The 13,840-nt window shown below is 71.6% G+C and carries 11 protein-coding genes, 1 tRNA gene and 2 pseudogenes; 9 read left to right on the plus strand and 5 right to left on the minus strand.

Going from position 1 to position 13,840, the window contains the following annotated elements; all coding sequences use genetic code 11:
• Positions 1-1,237, minus strand: a pseudogene (locus SACSA_RS24430) (transcription-repair coupling factor); the annotation flags it as partial.
• A gap of 179 nt (positions 1,238-1,416) precedes the next feature.
• On the opposite strand from SACSA_RS24430, the gene SACSA_RS0106155 reads away from it, so the two are divergent.
• A complete protein-coding gene (locus tag SACSA_RS0106155; RefSeq protein ID WP_019814287.1) occupies positions 1,417-2,622 on the plus strand; it encodes a PQQ-dependent sugar dehydrogenase in 1,206 nt (401 codons plus the stop codon).
• Positions 2,623-2,745: 123 nt separating this feature from the next.
• Here the strand turns inward: SACSA_RS0106155 and SACSA_RS0106160 are convergent, their stop codons facing one another.
• Both SACSA_RS0106160 and SACSA_RS0106165 read right to left on the minus strand, forming a co-directional pair.
• Positions 2,746-3,348 carry a TetR/AcrR family transcriptional regulator gene (locus SACSA_RS0106160; RefSeq protein WP_019814288.1) on the minus strand — a complete coding sequence of 201 codons (603 nt, stop codon included), beginning with the start codon at positions 3,346-3,348 and terminating at the stop codon, positions 2,746-2,748.
• A gap of 245 nt (positions 3,349-3,593) precedes the next feature.
• Positions 3,594-4,547, minus strand: coding sequence for an acyl-CoA desaturase (locus SACSA_RS0106165; RefSeq protein WP_019814289.1), 954 nt, complete (start codon positions 4,545-4,547; stop codon positions 3,594-3,596).
• Between the two features lie 163 nt (positions 4,548-4,710).
• Here SACSA_RS0106165 and SACSA_RS0106170 point away from each other — a divergent pair.
• From SACSA_RS0106170 to SACSA_RS0106205, 8 genes are all read left to right on the plus strand, one after another.
• Positions 4,711-4,782, plus strand: a tRNA-Gln gene (locus SACSA_RS0106170).
• A 99-nt stretch (positions 4,783-4,881) separates the two neighbouring features.
• Positions 4,882-6,891, plus strand: a complete 2,010-nt coding sequence (locus SACSA_RS21800) for a GGDEF domain-containing protein (protein WP_232212870.1) — start codon at positions 4,882-4,884, stop codon at positions 6,889-6,891.
• A gap of 42 nt (positions 6,892-6,933) precedes the next feature.
• Positions 6,934-8,406 (plus strand): bifunctional UDP-N-acetylglucosamine diphosphorylase/glucosamine-1-phosphate N-acetyltransferase GlmU, encoded by a 1,473-nt coding sequence (gene glmU / locus SACSA_RS0106180; RefSeq protein WP_019814291.1) that lies wholly within the window; start codon positions 6,934-6,936, stop codon positions 8,404-8,406.
• Positions 8,403-9,383: a ribose-phosphate diphosphokinase gene (locus SACSA_RS0106185; protein WP_019814292.1), complete on the plus strand. Its 981-nt coding sequence runs from the start codon at positions 8,403-8,405 to the stop codon at positions 9,381-9,383. The genes glmU and SACSA_RS0106185 overlap by 4 nt, the downstream gene beginning before the upstream one ends.
• 301 nt (positions 9,384-9,684) lie before the next feature.
• Entirely contained in the window at positions 9,685-10,326 is a 642-nt protein-coding gene (locus tag SACSA_RS0106190) for a 50S ribosomal protein L25/general stress protein Ctc (protein WP_019814293.1), read from the plus strand.
• Positions 10,327-10,363: 37 nt separating this feature from the next.
• Complete coding sequence (pth, locus tag SACSA_RS0106195) at positions 10,364-10,957, plus strand: aminoacyl-tRNA hydrolase (protein WP_019814294.1); 594 nt, start codon at positions 10,364-10,366, stop codon at positions 10,955-10,957.
• A gap of 216 nt (positions 10,958-11,173) precedes the next feature.
• Entirely contained in the window at positions 11,174-11,470 is a 297-nt protein-coding gene (locus tag SACSA_RS0106200; protein ID WP_019814295.1) for a DivIVA domain-containing protein, read from the plus strand.
• Positions 11,467-11,805, plus strand: coding sequence for a DivIVA domain-containing protein (locus SACSA_RS0106205; RefSeq protein ID WP_019814296.1), 339 nt, complete (start codon positions 11,467-11,469; stop codon positions 11,803-11,805). The genes SACSA_RS0106200 and SACSA_RS0106205 overlap by 4 nt, the downstream gene beginning before the upstream one ends.
• Before the next feature lie 5 nt (positions 11,806-11,810).
• On the opposite strand, the gene SACSA_RS0106210 is transcribed toward SACSA_RS0106205, so the two are convergent.
• Complete coding sequence (locus SACSA_RS0106210; protein ID WP_019814298.1) at positions 11,811-13,493, minus strand: fatty acyl-AMP ligase; 1,683 nt, start codon at positions 13,491-13,493, stop codon at positions 11,811-11,813.
• Between the two features lie 25 nt (positions 13,494-13,518).
• Positions 13,519-13,840: pseudogene (locus tag SACSA_RS21805) on the minus strand (ABC transporter ATP-binding protein); the annotation flags it as partial.

Genomic DNA, 13,840 nt, shown 5'->3' on the forward strand with positions numbered 1-13,840 from the left:
GCTTGGCGGTGCCCGCGCCCGCCACGACGACGACGCCCGCGCCGCCGGAGGCCGTGTGCGCCCGCAGATCGGCGGCGGCCTTGTCGACCTCTCCCCGGTAGCCGGGCGCTGCCTCGATCGCCACGTGGTGCACGTCGGTCTCGCTGGTCAGTTGCGAGAGCGTCCACCAGCAGCGGCCGGTCTCGCGCGCGCGCTCGCGGATCTCGTCGAGGCCGCGGTAGGCCGAGGCGCCCAGGTCGATGGGCGCCTTGCCGGAGTCGGCCGCGGTCATCCACGACGCCTCGAGGAACTCCTGACCGGTCCGAACCAGGTCACGGGCCCGCGCCTCGATCTTCTCCGGGTCGGTGAGCAGGACGTGGGCCCCCTCGGGCACGGCGTCGGTGAGCAGCTGGAGCTCCCCCGCGCACAGCACCGGGATCAGCGCCTCCATGCCCTCGCAGGGGATGCCGTCCGCGAGCTTGGTCAGCATCTCGGACAGCTGCCCGTCACCGGCGTGCTCGGCGGCGAGCCCGGCCGCGCGGTCCTTGACGTCGGCGGTGAGCAGCAGCTCCCGGCAGGGCGGGGCCACCAGTTCCGCCACCTCACCGGGCAGCGAGCGCTGGTCGGCGACGGAGAAGGCGCGGATCTCGCTGACCTCGTCGCCCCAGAACTCGATCCGGTGCGGGTGGTCGGCGGTGGGCCCGAACACGTCGAGGATGCCGCCGCGCACGGCGAACTCGCCGCGCTTTTCCACCATGTCCACCCGGGTGTAGGCGAGATCGACGAGCCGGTCGAGCAACTCGGAGAAGTCGTGCTCGTCTCCCACGCGCAGGTGTACCGGGTGCAACCGGCCCAGCCCGGGCGCCATCGGCTGAATGAGGCTGCGCACGGTGGAGACGACGACCCGGAGGCCGTCCAACCCGGGCGCGGCGAGCCTGCGCAGCACCTCAAGCCGCCTGCCCACCGTGTCGGCACGGGGCGAGAGCTTCTCGTGCGGCAGCGTCTCCCACGAGGGGAAGTGGGCCACGGCGTCGGTGCCGAGCATGCCGCCGAGCGCGGTCGTCAGCTCCTCGGCCTGCCGCCCGGTGGCCGTGATCGCCAGCACGGGACGGTCCGCGCCCTGCTCGGCCGCGAGCGCGGCGACGACGAGCGGGCGGCTGGCGGGCGCGCCGTCGAGGTCGAGCAGTCCGGCGCCCGCACGCTCGACGACCCCGCTCAGCGCGGGGTCGGGCAGGGTCGCGGAGAGCAGACCGGCCAGGGGGGCCGGGTGCGCGGACGCGGCGAGGTCGGCGGATCCGGTGGATGTGGTCACGAAGGTCTACTTCCCCTCACACGAGACACACCCCTGCCCGGGACGAGGGCTCAGGGGTCACCGTGCCCCAGGGTACGTGCCGATCCACCCGGCGCTCGACCCAGCGCCGGGGCACACTGGAGCGCATGTCCGCGCGCCGATCGCTCCTCGTCGCCCTGGCTGTGCTCCTCCTCTCCGGCACCGCGTGTGCCGGAGATCCCGACATCCCCACGACCGGAGAGGCGGCCACCACCACTTCCACCCCGCCGGGAACGAGCCTGCGGGTCGAGGAGGTGGCCGACGGCCTCGAACACGGATGGGACGTCGGGTTCCTGCCCGGAGGCGGAGTGCTGGTCACCGAGCGGCCCGGGCGGCTGGTCCTCGTCCGGGACGGAACGGTCACCCCCGTCGAGGCCGACTTCTCCGACGTCCTCGTCGAGGGCGAGGGCGGACTGATGGGCCTGGTCGTGCATCCCGACTTCGAGCGGACGCGGCAGTTCACCACCTGCCAGACGCATCAGCGCGGCGGGACGGCCGTGGACGTGCGGCTGGTGACCTGGCGCCTGTCCGACGACGAGCGCGCCGCCACCCGGACGCACGACCTGCTGACCGGGCTTCCGGTCAACGACAGCGGCAGGCACTCCGGGTGCCGTCCGACGTTCGGACCCGACGGCGCGCTCCTGGTCGGCACCGGAGACAGCGCCGACGACCCGACGATCCCGCAGGACCGGACGAGCCTCGGCGGCAAGGTGCTGCGGATCGATCCGGACACCGGCGAGGGCCTGCCGGACAACCCGTTCGCCTCCTCGGACGACCCGAACGAACGGCGCGTCTACAGCTACGGGCACCGCAACGTGCAGGGAGTGGCCGTGCGGCCCGGCACAGGGCGGGTGTATGCCTCCGAGCACGGGCCCACCGGGTTCGACGAGGTGAACCGGATCGAGGCGGGCGGCAACTACGGCTGGGACCCGTCGCAGGGCGGCTCGACCGGCTCCTACGACGAGGACGTGCCGATGACCGACCTCGGCCGGTTCCCGGACGCGGTGCCGCCGCTGTGGACCTCCGGCGAGTCGTCCACCGAGGCCCCGTCCGGGGCGGCGTTCGTGTCCGGACAGGAGTGGGGCGAGCTCAACGGGATGCTCGCGGTGGTCGCCCTGCGCGGGCAGAAGATGCTGCTGTTCGACCTCGACGACGCGGGCACCGAGATCACCGAGGTGGTGCTCCCGCCCGAGTTCGACGACCGGTTCGGGCGCCTGCGGGCCGTGCGCAGGGCGCCCGACGACTCGCTCTACGTGACGACGTCGGACGGTGCGGACGACGCGGTGTTCCGCGTGACCCCGAGCGAGGGCTGAGGGCCGAGAAGGCGCGGGGGCGGAGGGCCCAAGGAGCCAAGGGGCCGAGGGGCCGAGGGCGAGGGAGCAGCCGCGGCGGCGCGTCGGTCCACTTCGGGACACCACGGTCCCTGCCGACGCGCGTCAGTCCCGGCCGGTCAGTCGCAGCCGGGGCTTGTGTTCCAGGTGCGAAAGCCCGTTCCAGGCGAGGTTGACCAGGTGCGCGGCGACCTCGTGCCGCTTCGGTTTCCGCGCGTCGAGCCACCACTGCCCGGTCAGGGCCACCATGCCCACGAGCGCCTGGGCGTAGAGGGGCGCCAGCTTGTCGTCGTAGCCGCGCGCGTCGAATTCGTGGGCGAGCACGTGCTCGACCTGCCCCGCGATGTCGTTGAGCAGAGTGGAGAAGGTGCCCGTCGCACTCGCCACCGGAGAGTCCCGCACCAGGATGCGGAACCCGTCGTGTGACTCCTCGACATAGCTGAGCAGCGCGTCGGCGGCGTGTTCGAGCAGCTCCCTCGGGTGCCCCCCGTGCAGGGTCGAGACCATCCGGTCGAGCAACGACCGGGTCTCGCGGTCCACGACGACGGCGTAGATGCCCTCCTTGCCGCCGAAGTGCTCGTAGACCACCGGTTTCGACACGTTGGCCCGGTGGGCGATCTCCTCGATCGACGCTCCGTCGAAGCCCTTCTCCGCGAACAACGCCCGCGCCACGTCGAGCAGTTGCTGCCTGCGTTCGGCTCCGGTCATGCGGACGCGGGCCGCCGGGGTGTTCGGGGGTGCCCCGGCGACCGCGTCCCGCTTCGCTCTGCGCCTGGCTGCCACCGGCGGCAGCCTAGTGGGGCGCCGTCGCCATCGGCGACGAGGGACGGCCCGGCCGTCGTGACGAGGGACGGCCCGGCCGTCGTGACGAGGGACGGCCCGGCCGTCGTGACGAGGGACGGCCCGGCCGTCGTGACGAGGGACGGCCCGGCCGTCGCGACCGGCCTCGGTCGTCACTCACCGTCCACGGCCAGCTTGTTGAGCCGGGTGGGGGTCGGCCAGCGCACGTTGTAGGCCCATCCGAGCTTCTCGAAGAGCCAGATCAGCCGCGCCGAGATGTCGATCTGCCCGCGCCGCACGCCGTGCCGGGCCGAGGTCGGGTCGGCGTGGTGCAGGTTGTGCCACGACTCGCCGAACGAGAAGATCGCCAGCGGCCAGAAGTTGGCCGAGCGGTCCCGCGCGGAGTACGGACGCTCGCCGATCATGTGGCAGATCGAGTTCACCGACCACGTGACGTGGTGCAGCACGCACACACGCACGAGCCCGGCCCAGAAGAAGGCGGTCACGCCGCCCCACAGCGACCAGGTGAGCAGGCCGCCGAGAATGCCGGGCAGCACGAGCGACAGCAGCGTCCACAGCCAGAACAGCTGGTCGACCTTGCGCATCGCCGGGTCCTTGAGCAGGTCCGGGGCGAACCGTGCGGCGTTGCTGACGTCGCGCTCGAACAGCCAGCCCATGTGGGCGTGCCAGAAGCCCTTCGCCAGCGCCGCCGGTGAGGTGCCGTACATCCACGGCGAGTGCGGGTCGCCCTCCCGGTCGGAGAAGGCGTGGTGCCTGCGGTGGTCGGCGACCCAGGTGATCAGCGGCCCCTGCACGGCCATGCTGCCCGCGACCGCCATGAGCACCCGCAGACCGCGCTTGGCCTTGAAGGAGCCGTGCGTGAAGTAGCGGTGGAACGCCACCGTGATCCCGAGTCCGCTGATGGCATAGAACAGGACGAACAGTCCGACGTCGACCCACGTCAAGCCCCAGCCCCAGGCGAAGGGGACGGCGGCCGCGAGCGCGACCAGCGGGGCGATGACGCCGAAGTACACCGAGAGCTGCACGCCGGGACCCCGTTTTCCGTCGAGGATCGGCTTGGGACCTCGCGTGCTCTTCGCCGCCGAGTCATCCAGGGTGGCCGTCATGTCTCACTTCTTCCCACGAAATAGCCAGGCAAGGGGGACCTTACCTACGTCTCCGTAGGTTACGGTACAGGAGGTCACGACCCGTTGGGGAGAGCCTGACCGGTGCCGTACCGCCCCGCCCGTGAGTACCCGATCCTCGTTTGGCTATCCTGACCAGGCGCGATCCGCCGTAGTGTAATGGGCAGCACTTCAGATTTTGGTTCTGACAGTCCAGGTTCGAGCCCTGGCGGCGGAGCAGATCGACTCCTGACGTGCCAGGAGGCGAAGAAGGGGTGTGGACCGGCTGCACGGCGAGGACTGGGACGACGACGATCGGGACCCGGCGCTCGGGGACATGTCCGACGCCTGGGTACTGGGCCGTGCCCGCGAGCTGATCGCCACCGTCCAGCGCACCGAACGCTCCGAACAGCTGCGGGTCGCCGCCACGCTCGACGAACTGTTGGCCGAGACGCGCCGGCGCGGGGAACCGGTGCTGGTGGCGCAGCTGTTGCGCGCGACCGCGCTCGCCCGGCTCGTCACACGCGGGTTCGCCCGGGAGGCGGAGCCCCTGCTCGACGAGATGCTCGCCCACACCAAGCGGCACGGCCTCGCCCTCTTGCGCGCGGACGCCCACGCCCTGCGCGGACGGCTGCTGGTCCTGGACGCCCACGAGGACGCCGCGCTCACCGAGATCGCGCGGGCACTGGCGCTGCTCGACGACGCACCCGCCCCTGAGGTGCACCTCGGCCGCCGGGCCTGGGACCGGCTGCTGGCCTCCGCGCTCAACGACTGCTGGATCGTGCTCAACCAGCTCGGCGTCTACGAGGCAGCCGAGGAGATGATCTCCCGGGCCCATCAGGCGATCCGGTCCAGCGCGGGACCGCACGAGATCACCCTCCAGCTCATGAACCGGGTGAAGATGCTGCTGGGCTGGGGACTGCGCCTGGAACGCGTCGGCCGTGACGAGGAGGCGGGCGAGAAGTTCCGCACGGCCGCGTCGATGACCATCGCCGCCGAGGCGCCCTTCGCCGAGTCCCTGTTCCCGCGCAGCCCGGGTGTGCCCGCCGTGGAGCAGGTGGGGGTGCTCGCCGCCTCCCTGGCGCTGGCCGCGCCCTCACCCGCCCACGTCGAACGACTGCGCAGACTCTCCTCGGAACAGGGTTATCCGCACTCCAGCATTCTGGTGGCCATCGCGCTGGCCCGGTGCCTGGTCGCCGACGGACGCCGGGACGAGGCGGTCGAGGTGCTGCTGGAGGGCCGCAAGACCGAGGCCGAGGACACCTCGCAGCCGTCGCTGCGGCTGAACCTGATCCGTGAGCTGGCCACGCTCGGGGTGACCGGACCGGAGTGCGACGGGGACACCGGGCCGGAGCGCGACGAGGGAACCGGCGCCGGTGGCGCCGCGCCGGAGACGGCGACCTCGCGCGCCTCGACTCCGGGCGAGCGCGGCCCCGCGGCTCCTGGCGAGCCCGCTGTCCCGGCTTCGGGCGATCCCGGCGGCACGGGTACGGGGGTGCCCGGCGGCACGGGTTCGGACATGTCCGGCGGCACGGAGCCGGAGACTCCGCAGGCCACCGAGCCACAGGCTCCGCAGGCCACCGAGCTGGGGGACGCGGACACGACCGAGCAGGCCACCGGACGGACGACGGCCGGCGACGACGCCGTCCTGCCCCCTCCGACCGGACTGCTGTGCGACTACGTCGTCGCGCTCGAGGACGAACTGTGGTCACTGCGGATGTCGCAGATCGCCACGCTGAACACCCGGCGGGAGCACGAACGGCTCTCCGCCGAGCACGGTGCGATCACCCAGCAGGCGATGCAGGACCCCCTCACCGGCCTGCCGAACCGGCGCGCACTCGACGAGCGGCTCCACACACTGGCGGTCTCGACCTCGACGGAGCCACTGGCGGTCGCACTGGTCGACCTCGACGGGTTCAAGGACGTCAACGACCAGCACTCGCACGCCGAGGGCGACGACGTACTGCGGGTGGTGGCCAGCACCCTGCGGGACGCGCTGCGCGGTGACGACATCGTCGCGCGTTACGGCGGCGACGAGTTCATCATTCTGCTGCCCGGCGCGCCGATGCCCGCGGCGACCCAGGCACTGACGCGGGCGGTCCGCTCGGTGGCCTCCCTTCCCCGCCACCTGTCCCACGGTGTGACGCTGTCGGTCGGGCTGGTGGCGCTGCGCGCGCAGGAACGCGCCGAGGAGGTTCTCTCCCGCGCGGACGCGGCGATGTATCAGGCGAAACGCCGAGGAGGGAACCGGATCGCCTCCGGCGCCGCCGACGGCGGCCCGGCCGACCATGGTGCGGCGCACACCCGGACGACCGACCCGGCGGCGGGGGCACAGGGGCCGACGTAGGATCGTGGCCCGTCGTGAAACCCGTGCTGATTGAGGAGTGCCGTGACCGGCCCGCTGAGCACAGTCATTCTCGCCGCGGGTGAGGGCACCCGCATGCGTTCCGCCCTTCCGAAAGTGCTGCACCCGATCGCGGGAAGACCGCTGATCGAGCACGCGGTGCGCGCGGCCGACGGCCTCGACCCCGAGCGCCTCGTCGTGGTCGTCGGCCACGGCAGGCAGGCCGTGACCGAGCACCTGTCCCGGGTGTCGGACACGCTCGGCAGGCCGGTACACACCGCCGTGCAGGAGCGCCAGGACGGCACGGGCCACGCGGTGTCGTGCGCGCTGGGCGAACTGGCCTCCACCGGCTCCGGCACGGTGCTGGTCACCTACGGCGACGTGCCGCTGCTGGACACGCCGACCCTGCGCGGTCTGCTCTCCGAACACGCCGAGCGCGGCAACGCCGCGACCGTGCTGACAGCGGTGGTCGGCGACCCGGGCGGGTACGGACGCGTCGTGCGCGACGGCGACGGCGAGGTGGCGGGCATCGTCGAACACGCCGATGCCGACGCCGCGCAGCGGGAGATCACCGAGATCAATTCGGGCGTCTACGCGTTCGACGCCGCCGTGCTGGCCGACGCGCTGTCCCGGCTGTCGAGCGACAACGCACAGGGCGAGCTGTACCTGACCGACGTGCTCGGCATCGCGCGCTCCGACGGCGGCCGGGTCGGCGCGCTCGTCGTGGACGACCCCTGGCTGACCGAGGGCGTCAACGATCGTGTGCAACTGTCCACACTGGGCGCCGAGCTGAACCGGCGCATCGTGCGGCACTGGCAGCGCGCGGGCGTGACCGTCGTGGACCCCGCGACCACGTGGCTCGACGCGGACGTCACCCTCGACGCCGACGTCGTGCTCGCCCCGAACACCCAGTTGCACGGCGCCACCACGGTCGGCGCGGGCGCGCGGATCGGGCCGGACACGACACTGACCGACGTGACCGTGGGCGCGGGCGCGTCGGTCGTGCGCACGCACGGCAGCGAGTCCTTCGTGGGCGAGGGGGCCCAGGTGGGGCCGTTCGCGTACCTGCGCCCGGGCACCCGCCTCGGCGCGGACGGCAAGATCGGCACGTTCGTGGAGACGAAGAAGGCCGACATCGGCCGGGGCACGAAGGTGCCCCACCTGACCTATGTCGGGGACGCGACGATCGGCGAGCACAGCAACATCGGTGCCTCCAGCGTGTTCGTCAACTACGACGGGGTGGACAAGCAGCACACCGTCGTCGGCTCGTACGTCAGGACGGGCTCGGACACCATGTTCGTCGCGCCGGTCACCGTGGGTGACGGCGCTTACAGTGGTGCCGGGACGGTGATCCGCCGGAACGTGCCGCCGGGCGCGCTGGCGGTCTCAGGGTCGCCACAACGCAACATCGAAGGCTGGGTGGCCCGGCGCAGGCCGGGTACCCCCGCGGCGGAGGCAGCGGAGAAGGCACTCGCCGCGCAGCAGGAAACCGAGACCGACGGGGAGTCGCCAGCATGAGCCCGAAATCCGGCACGCCGAAGAAGAACCTGATGCTCTTCTCCGGCCGTTCGCATGTCGAACTCGCCGAAGAGGTGGCCAAGAACCTCAATGTGACGATCACCCCGCAGACGCTGCACAGCTTCGCCAACGGCGAGCTGTACGTGCGGTACGAGGAGTCGGTGCGGGGCTCCGACGCCTTTGTCCTCCAGAGCTTCTCCCCGCCGATCAACGAGTGGATCATGGAGCAGCTCATCATGGTGGACGCGCTCAAGCGCGGCAGCGCCAAGCGCATCACCGTGATCATGCCGTTCTACCCGTACTCGCGGCAGGACAAGAAGCACAAGGGCCGTGAGCCGATCTCGGCGCGTCTGATCGCCGACCTGTTCAAGACCGCGGGTGCCGACCGCATCCTGACGGTCGACCTGCACACCGCCCAGATCCAGGGCTTCTTCGACGGCCCTGTGGACCACCTGCACGGGCAGAACGTGCTCGCCGACTACATCAACGAGCACTACGGCGACCAGGACATCGCGGTGGTCTCGCCGGACTCCGGCCGTGTCCGGCTGGCGGAGAAGTGGGCCCAGCAGCTCGGCGACCGGCCGATCGCGTTCATTCACAAGACGCGCGACCCGGACAAGCCGAACCAGGCCGTGGCCAACCGCGTCGTCGGCAACGTCGAGAACCGGCTGTGTGTCCTGATCGACGACATGATCGACACCGGGGGCACGATCACGAAGGCCACCGAGGCGCTGCTGGACGGGGGCGCCTCGGACGTGGTGGTCGCCTCGACCCACGGCATCCTGTCCGACCCCGCGACCGAGCGCCTCGCCAACTCGCGGGCGCGCGAGGTGATCATCACGAACTCGCTGCCCATCCCGGAGGAGAAGCGGTTCTCGAAGTTGACCGTGCTCTCCATCGCGCCGCTGCTCGCCCGCGCGATCCAGGAGGTCTTCGAGGACGGCTCGGTGACGAGCCTCTTCGACGGCAGCGCCTGACCCCCGCCACCGCCACCGTTGGCATGTCGTCAAGGCCTCCTTCACTGCATTGAGCGCAGTGAAGGAGGCCTTGACGGCCGGACAACGCGCCGCGCGGGCCGGGGCACCTGCGGGCGGCGAGATCGGTTGGCCTAGACTGTGGGGGTTGTCTCGGCGAGGCTGGCGCCGTCGAGAAGTCGCACGGCGCCAGACGTGATCGACGCGGCGGCTTTTCGAGGGCCGGTCGTGCGCGCACGTCGGCGGACTCGCCGCCGGACAGCCACAGCAACGTTTTTCCGAGCCCCGCAAGGAGTGCATCCCCGTGTCCGAGGTACGTCTGACGGTCGAACCGCGCACCGAGTTCGGCAAGGGCGCCGCGCGCCGCACGCGACGCGCAGGCAAGATTCCCGCGGTGCTGTACGGCCACGGCGCGGACCCGCGGCATCTGACGCTGCCTGCGATCGAGTTCGCCCGTGTGGTCCGCGAGAACGGCCAGAACGCCGTGCTCACCCTCGACGTCACCGGCGCGACCACGAAGTCCACGGAGCTGGCGCTGACCAAGACCGTGACCGTGCATCCGCTGAAGAACTACATCGAGCACGTCGACCTGCTCATGGTCCACCGCGGCGAGAAGGTCACCGTGGACGTCCCGGTCACGGTCACCGGCCAGGCGGGCCCCGGCACGCTGGTCAACCAGGAGCTGGACACCGTCCAGGTCGAGGTCGACGCGCTGAACATCCCGGAGCACCTTGAGGTCTCGGTGGACGGCGCCGAGTCCGGCACGCAGATCGCGGCCTCGCAGGTGCCGCTGCCCCGGGGCGCGACCCTCGTGACCGACGGCGAGCACCTCGTCGCCGTGGTCAGCGAGGCGCCGAGCGAGCAGGCCATGGAGGCCGAGGTGGACACCGAGGGCGCCGGTGTGGTCGAGGAGCAGTCCGAGACCGAGGAGAACAAGGCCGAGTAAGGCACGACGCACCAGGACACGGAACCGGAGTTCCGCCGTGGGAGACGACCGACCCGGAGCCGGCGAGCGGGTGCTGCTCGTCGGTCTCGGCAACCCCGGCCCGCGCTACGCGGGTAACCGGCACAACATCGGCTTCGGGGTACTCGACGAGCTCGGCACACGGGTCGGCGGGACGTTCAAGGCGCACTCCAGCGGCGCCGAGATCCTCGAGGGCCGCCTCGGCGGGCACAGCGTGGTGCTCGCCAAGCCCCGCTCCTACATGAACCTCTCCGGCGGTCCGGTGGCGGGCGTGGCGCGCTTCTTCCGCGTTCCCGCCGACGCCGTCGTCGTGGTCCACGACGAGCTGGACGTCGACTACGGGGTGCTGAAACTCAAGTTCGGCGGCGGCGACAACGGCCACAACGGACTGCGTTCCATCACCACGTCGCTCGGCACGCGTGACTACTACCGCGTGCGCTTCGGCGTCGGCCGCCCGCCGGGCCGCATGAGCCCGGCCGACTACGTGCTCAAGGACTTCTCGGCGGCCGAGCGCCGCGATCTCGCCTACCACGTCGACCGCTGCGCGGACGCGGTCGAGACGCTGGTCGACCGCGGGCTCGCCGCGGCGCAGAACGCCTTCCACACGCGCTGAACGACGCGGCGCCGCCGCGTCGGCCGCCACTCTCGGCCGGCATGGCCGCGTCCCCCGAGTATCGCCTGTCCGGGTGGTCAGCACCACCCGGGCGAGGCATCGGCACGGTGACCGGTGTTTTCCTCCCACTCCTCGTGGCTAGGTCGTTACGCATAGTCGAAAGGCGTAACGAGTTCCGTTGCGCGCCGAAGCGTCACGAGTCCCGAGGAAGGTCCCATGTCGTTCACCGCAGACGACCTCAGCCAGGTCGAGTTCGGCAACGCACCACTGGGCAGGCGTGGTTACTCGAAGACCGAGGTCGATGCCTTCGTGCGCCGGATCGAGCGCGCGCTCGCGGGCCGGGGCGGGCTCACGCCCGCGGACATCGACCGCGTCCAGTTCGGACGCCCCCTGCTCGGCAGGCGCGGCTACGACGAGCGCGAGGTCGACGAGTTCCTTGACGACGCGCGGGAGCGGCTCGCCCGCGGCGGTGCGTTCCGGGCGGCCCCGCGGACCTCGGACGGTGGCAGATGAAACTCACGGCCTCCGACGTCGACAGGGCGTGGTTTCCACAGGCACCCTTCGGCACACGCGGCTACAACCGGATGCAGGTCGACGCCTTCCTCTCCCGTGTCGCGGCCACGCTGGAGGGCCGCGACACCGTCACCGCCGCCGACGTGCACCACGTCGCCTTCACCCTCTCGCCCATGGGCAGGCGGGACGGCTACGACCCGACGGCCGTCGACGCCTTCCTGCGCATCGTCGAGCGGGCGCTGGCCACGCGCGAGCCCGGCACCGCCGTCTACGTCGCTCCGGCCCTGGAGCACACGCACGTCAGGCGGCCCCGGTGGCGGCGGCTCCGGACCTAGCGCACTCACGCCTTGGCGTCGATGCGCTCCCGGTACTGCTCGGCCGTCGCGGCACGCCGCACCTTGCCCGACGGCGTCTTGGGCAGGCTGCCCTTCGGCAGCACCAGCACCGCGTACGGCCGGGCGTCCACCGCGTCCCGCACCCGGGCCGTGACCCGTTTGACCAGGTCCCGCTCCGCCTCCTCGTCGTCGGAGGCCGCGGACTCCACGACGACGGCGAACCGCTCGCGGCGGGTTCCGGCGTCGATCCGCACCGCCACCGCGTTGCCCGCGCGGACGCCCTCGACTTCGCCGACCGCGCGTTCGATGTCGGTGGGGTAGACATTGCGGCCGCCGAGAATGATGACGTCCTTGGCCCGGCCGCAGATGACGATCTGCCCGTCGACGAGGTAGCCGAGATCACCGGTGGCGAACCAGCCGTGAGCGTCCTGTGTGTCGACCGGACCGTCCACAGTGAGGTATCCGGGTGTCACGGCCTCACCGCGCAACTGGATCTCGCCCACCTCACGCTCGCCGCGCTGTTCGCCGTCGTCGCCGACGATGCGCGCCTCGAGTCCGTCGAGCGGACGTCCGAGCACCGCGAACGACCGCACCTCGTCGGTGTCCCGGCTCGGATCGTCCTCCGGCACCGCGACCGCGCGGTCGTGCGCCTCGAGGGCCTCGGCCTCGACCACGTCGACGGTGAGTCCCGTGGACAGCGGCGCGAAGGACACCGCGAGGGTGGCCTCGGCCAGCCCGTAGGCGGGGAACACGCACTCGGGCGACATCGCGAACCGCGCGCCCGCCTCGGTGAAGGTCCGTACCGCGGCCGGGTCGATGGGCTCGGCCCCGTTCAACGCGATGCGCAGGCTCGACAGATCGTAGGCGTCGTCGTCGTCCACCCTGGCCAGTCGGCGGCCGACGATGGCGTAGGCGAAGTTCGGCGCGGCGGTGGTGGTGCCGCGGTACCGGCTGATCAGCTCCGGCCACACCAGCGGACCGCTGAGGAACTCGACGGGGGTGATCTTGACGAGCTCGACGCCGAAGGTCATCGGCACCGTCAGGAAGCCGACCATGCCCATGTCGTGGAAGGTCGGCAGCCAGGACACCATCACGTCGGTGGCGAAGTCGAACTCGGCGCGCTCCACCATCGCCGTGATGTTGGAGTGCAGGTTGCCGTGCGTGATCTTGACGGCCTTCGGCTCCGCCGTGGACCCGCTCGTCAGTTGCAGCAGCGCCAGCGCGTCCTCGCCCACCGGCACCGGTTCGGCCAGCGGTTCCGCCTCCACCAGGTCGGTGATCATGCGGTACTCGATGCCGTGTTCGTCCAGTACCGGCGCGAGCGCGTCGAACGGCTCTCCCAGCACCACCAGGCGGGAGCCGATCATCCGCAGCACGGTGAGGGTGTCCTCGGCCCAGCGGGCGAGGTCGGTCCGCGGCGTGGGCTGGTGCAGCATCGTCACACTGCCGCCCGCCAGCCAGGTGCCCTGCACGGTGGGAGCGATCAGTTCGGGGGCACCCGCCAGCACGGCGACGGCGGCACCCGGTTCGAGTCCGCTGGAGACCAGGCCACCGGCCAGGCTCCGCGCACGCTGATGCACCTCGAACCACGTCCTGCGCACGGGTTCCCGGGGTTCACCGGTGACCATGCCGCGTTGCCGACCACCCGCGTTCGCGGTGGCGACCATCGTCTCCACGAACCGACTCATGAGTAAACCTTAACCCGGGCCCGTTCTACTCGAGCGCCTCGGAGGTCTCCAGCCACCGCCGCTCCAGCTCGTCCTTCTCCGCGCGCACCTCCTTGAGTTCGGTGTTGAGGCGCATCAGCCGGTCCGGGTCGGTGGCGGCCTCGGCGAGCGCGGCGTGCAGCTCCGACTCGCGTGCCGTCACCGAGTCCAGCTTGCGCTCCACCCGCGCGAGTTCCTTCGTGGCGGCCCGCCATTCGGCCGCGCTCAACGCCCGCTGTCCGTCGGCGCCACCGTCCGATGCGGTCCCGCCGTCGCCGTTCCCGGACGGGGACGCGGCAGAGCCGGTGCGACCGGAGCCGCCGGAGCCG

Origin of the sequence: Saccharomonospora saliphila YIM 90502 (assembly GCF_000383795.1) — a bacterium.
Classification (GTDB): domain Bacteria; phylum Actinomycetota; class Actinomycetes; order Mycobacteriales; family Pseudonocardiaceae; genus Saccharomonospora; species Saccharomonospora saliphila.

Bases quoted from the DNA above. Each gene is read 5' to 3' on its own strand.
- SACSA_RS0106165 (WP_019814289.1), bottom strand. From the start codon at position 4,547: ATGACGGCCACCCTGGATGACTCGGCGGCGAAGAGCACGCGAGGTCCC.
- SACSA_RS0106160 (WP_019814288.1), bottom strand. From the start codon at position 3,348: ATGACCGGAGCCGAACGCAGGCAGCAACTGCTCGACGTGGCGCGGGCG.
- SACSA_RS21800 (WP_232212870.1), top strand. From the start codon at position 4,882: ATGTCCGACGCCTGGGTACTGGGCCGTGCCCGCGAGCTGATCGCCACC.
- SACSA_RS0106205 (WP_019814296.1), top strand. From the start codon at position 11,467: ATGAAACTCACGGCCTCCGACGTCGACAGGGCGTGGTTTCCACAGGCA.
- SACSA_RS0106185 (WP_019814292.1), top strand. From the start codon at position 8,403: ATGAGCCCGAAATCCGGCACGCCGAAGAAGAACCTGATGCTCTTCTCC.
- SACSA_RS0106210 (WP_019814298.1), bottom strand. From the start codon at position 13,493: ATGAGTCGGTTCGTGGAGACGATGGTCGCCACCGCGAACGCGGGTGGT.
- SACSA_RS0106155 (WP_019814287.1), top strand. From the start codon at position 1,417: ATGTCCGCGCGCCGATCGCTCCTCGTCGCCCTGGCTGTGCTCCTCCTC.
- SACSA_RS0106200 (WP_019814295.1), top strand. From the start codon at position 11,174: ATGTCGTTCACCGCAGACGACCTCAGCCAGGTCGAGTTCGGCAACGCA.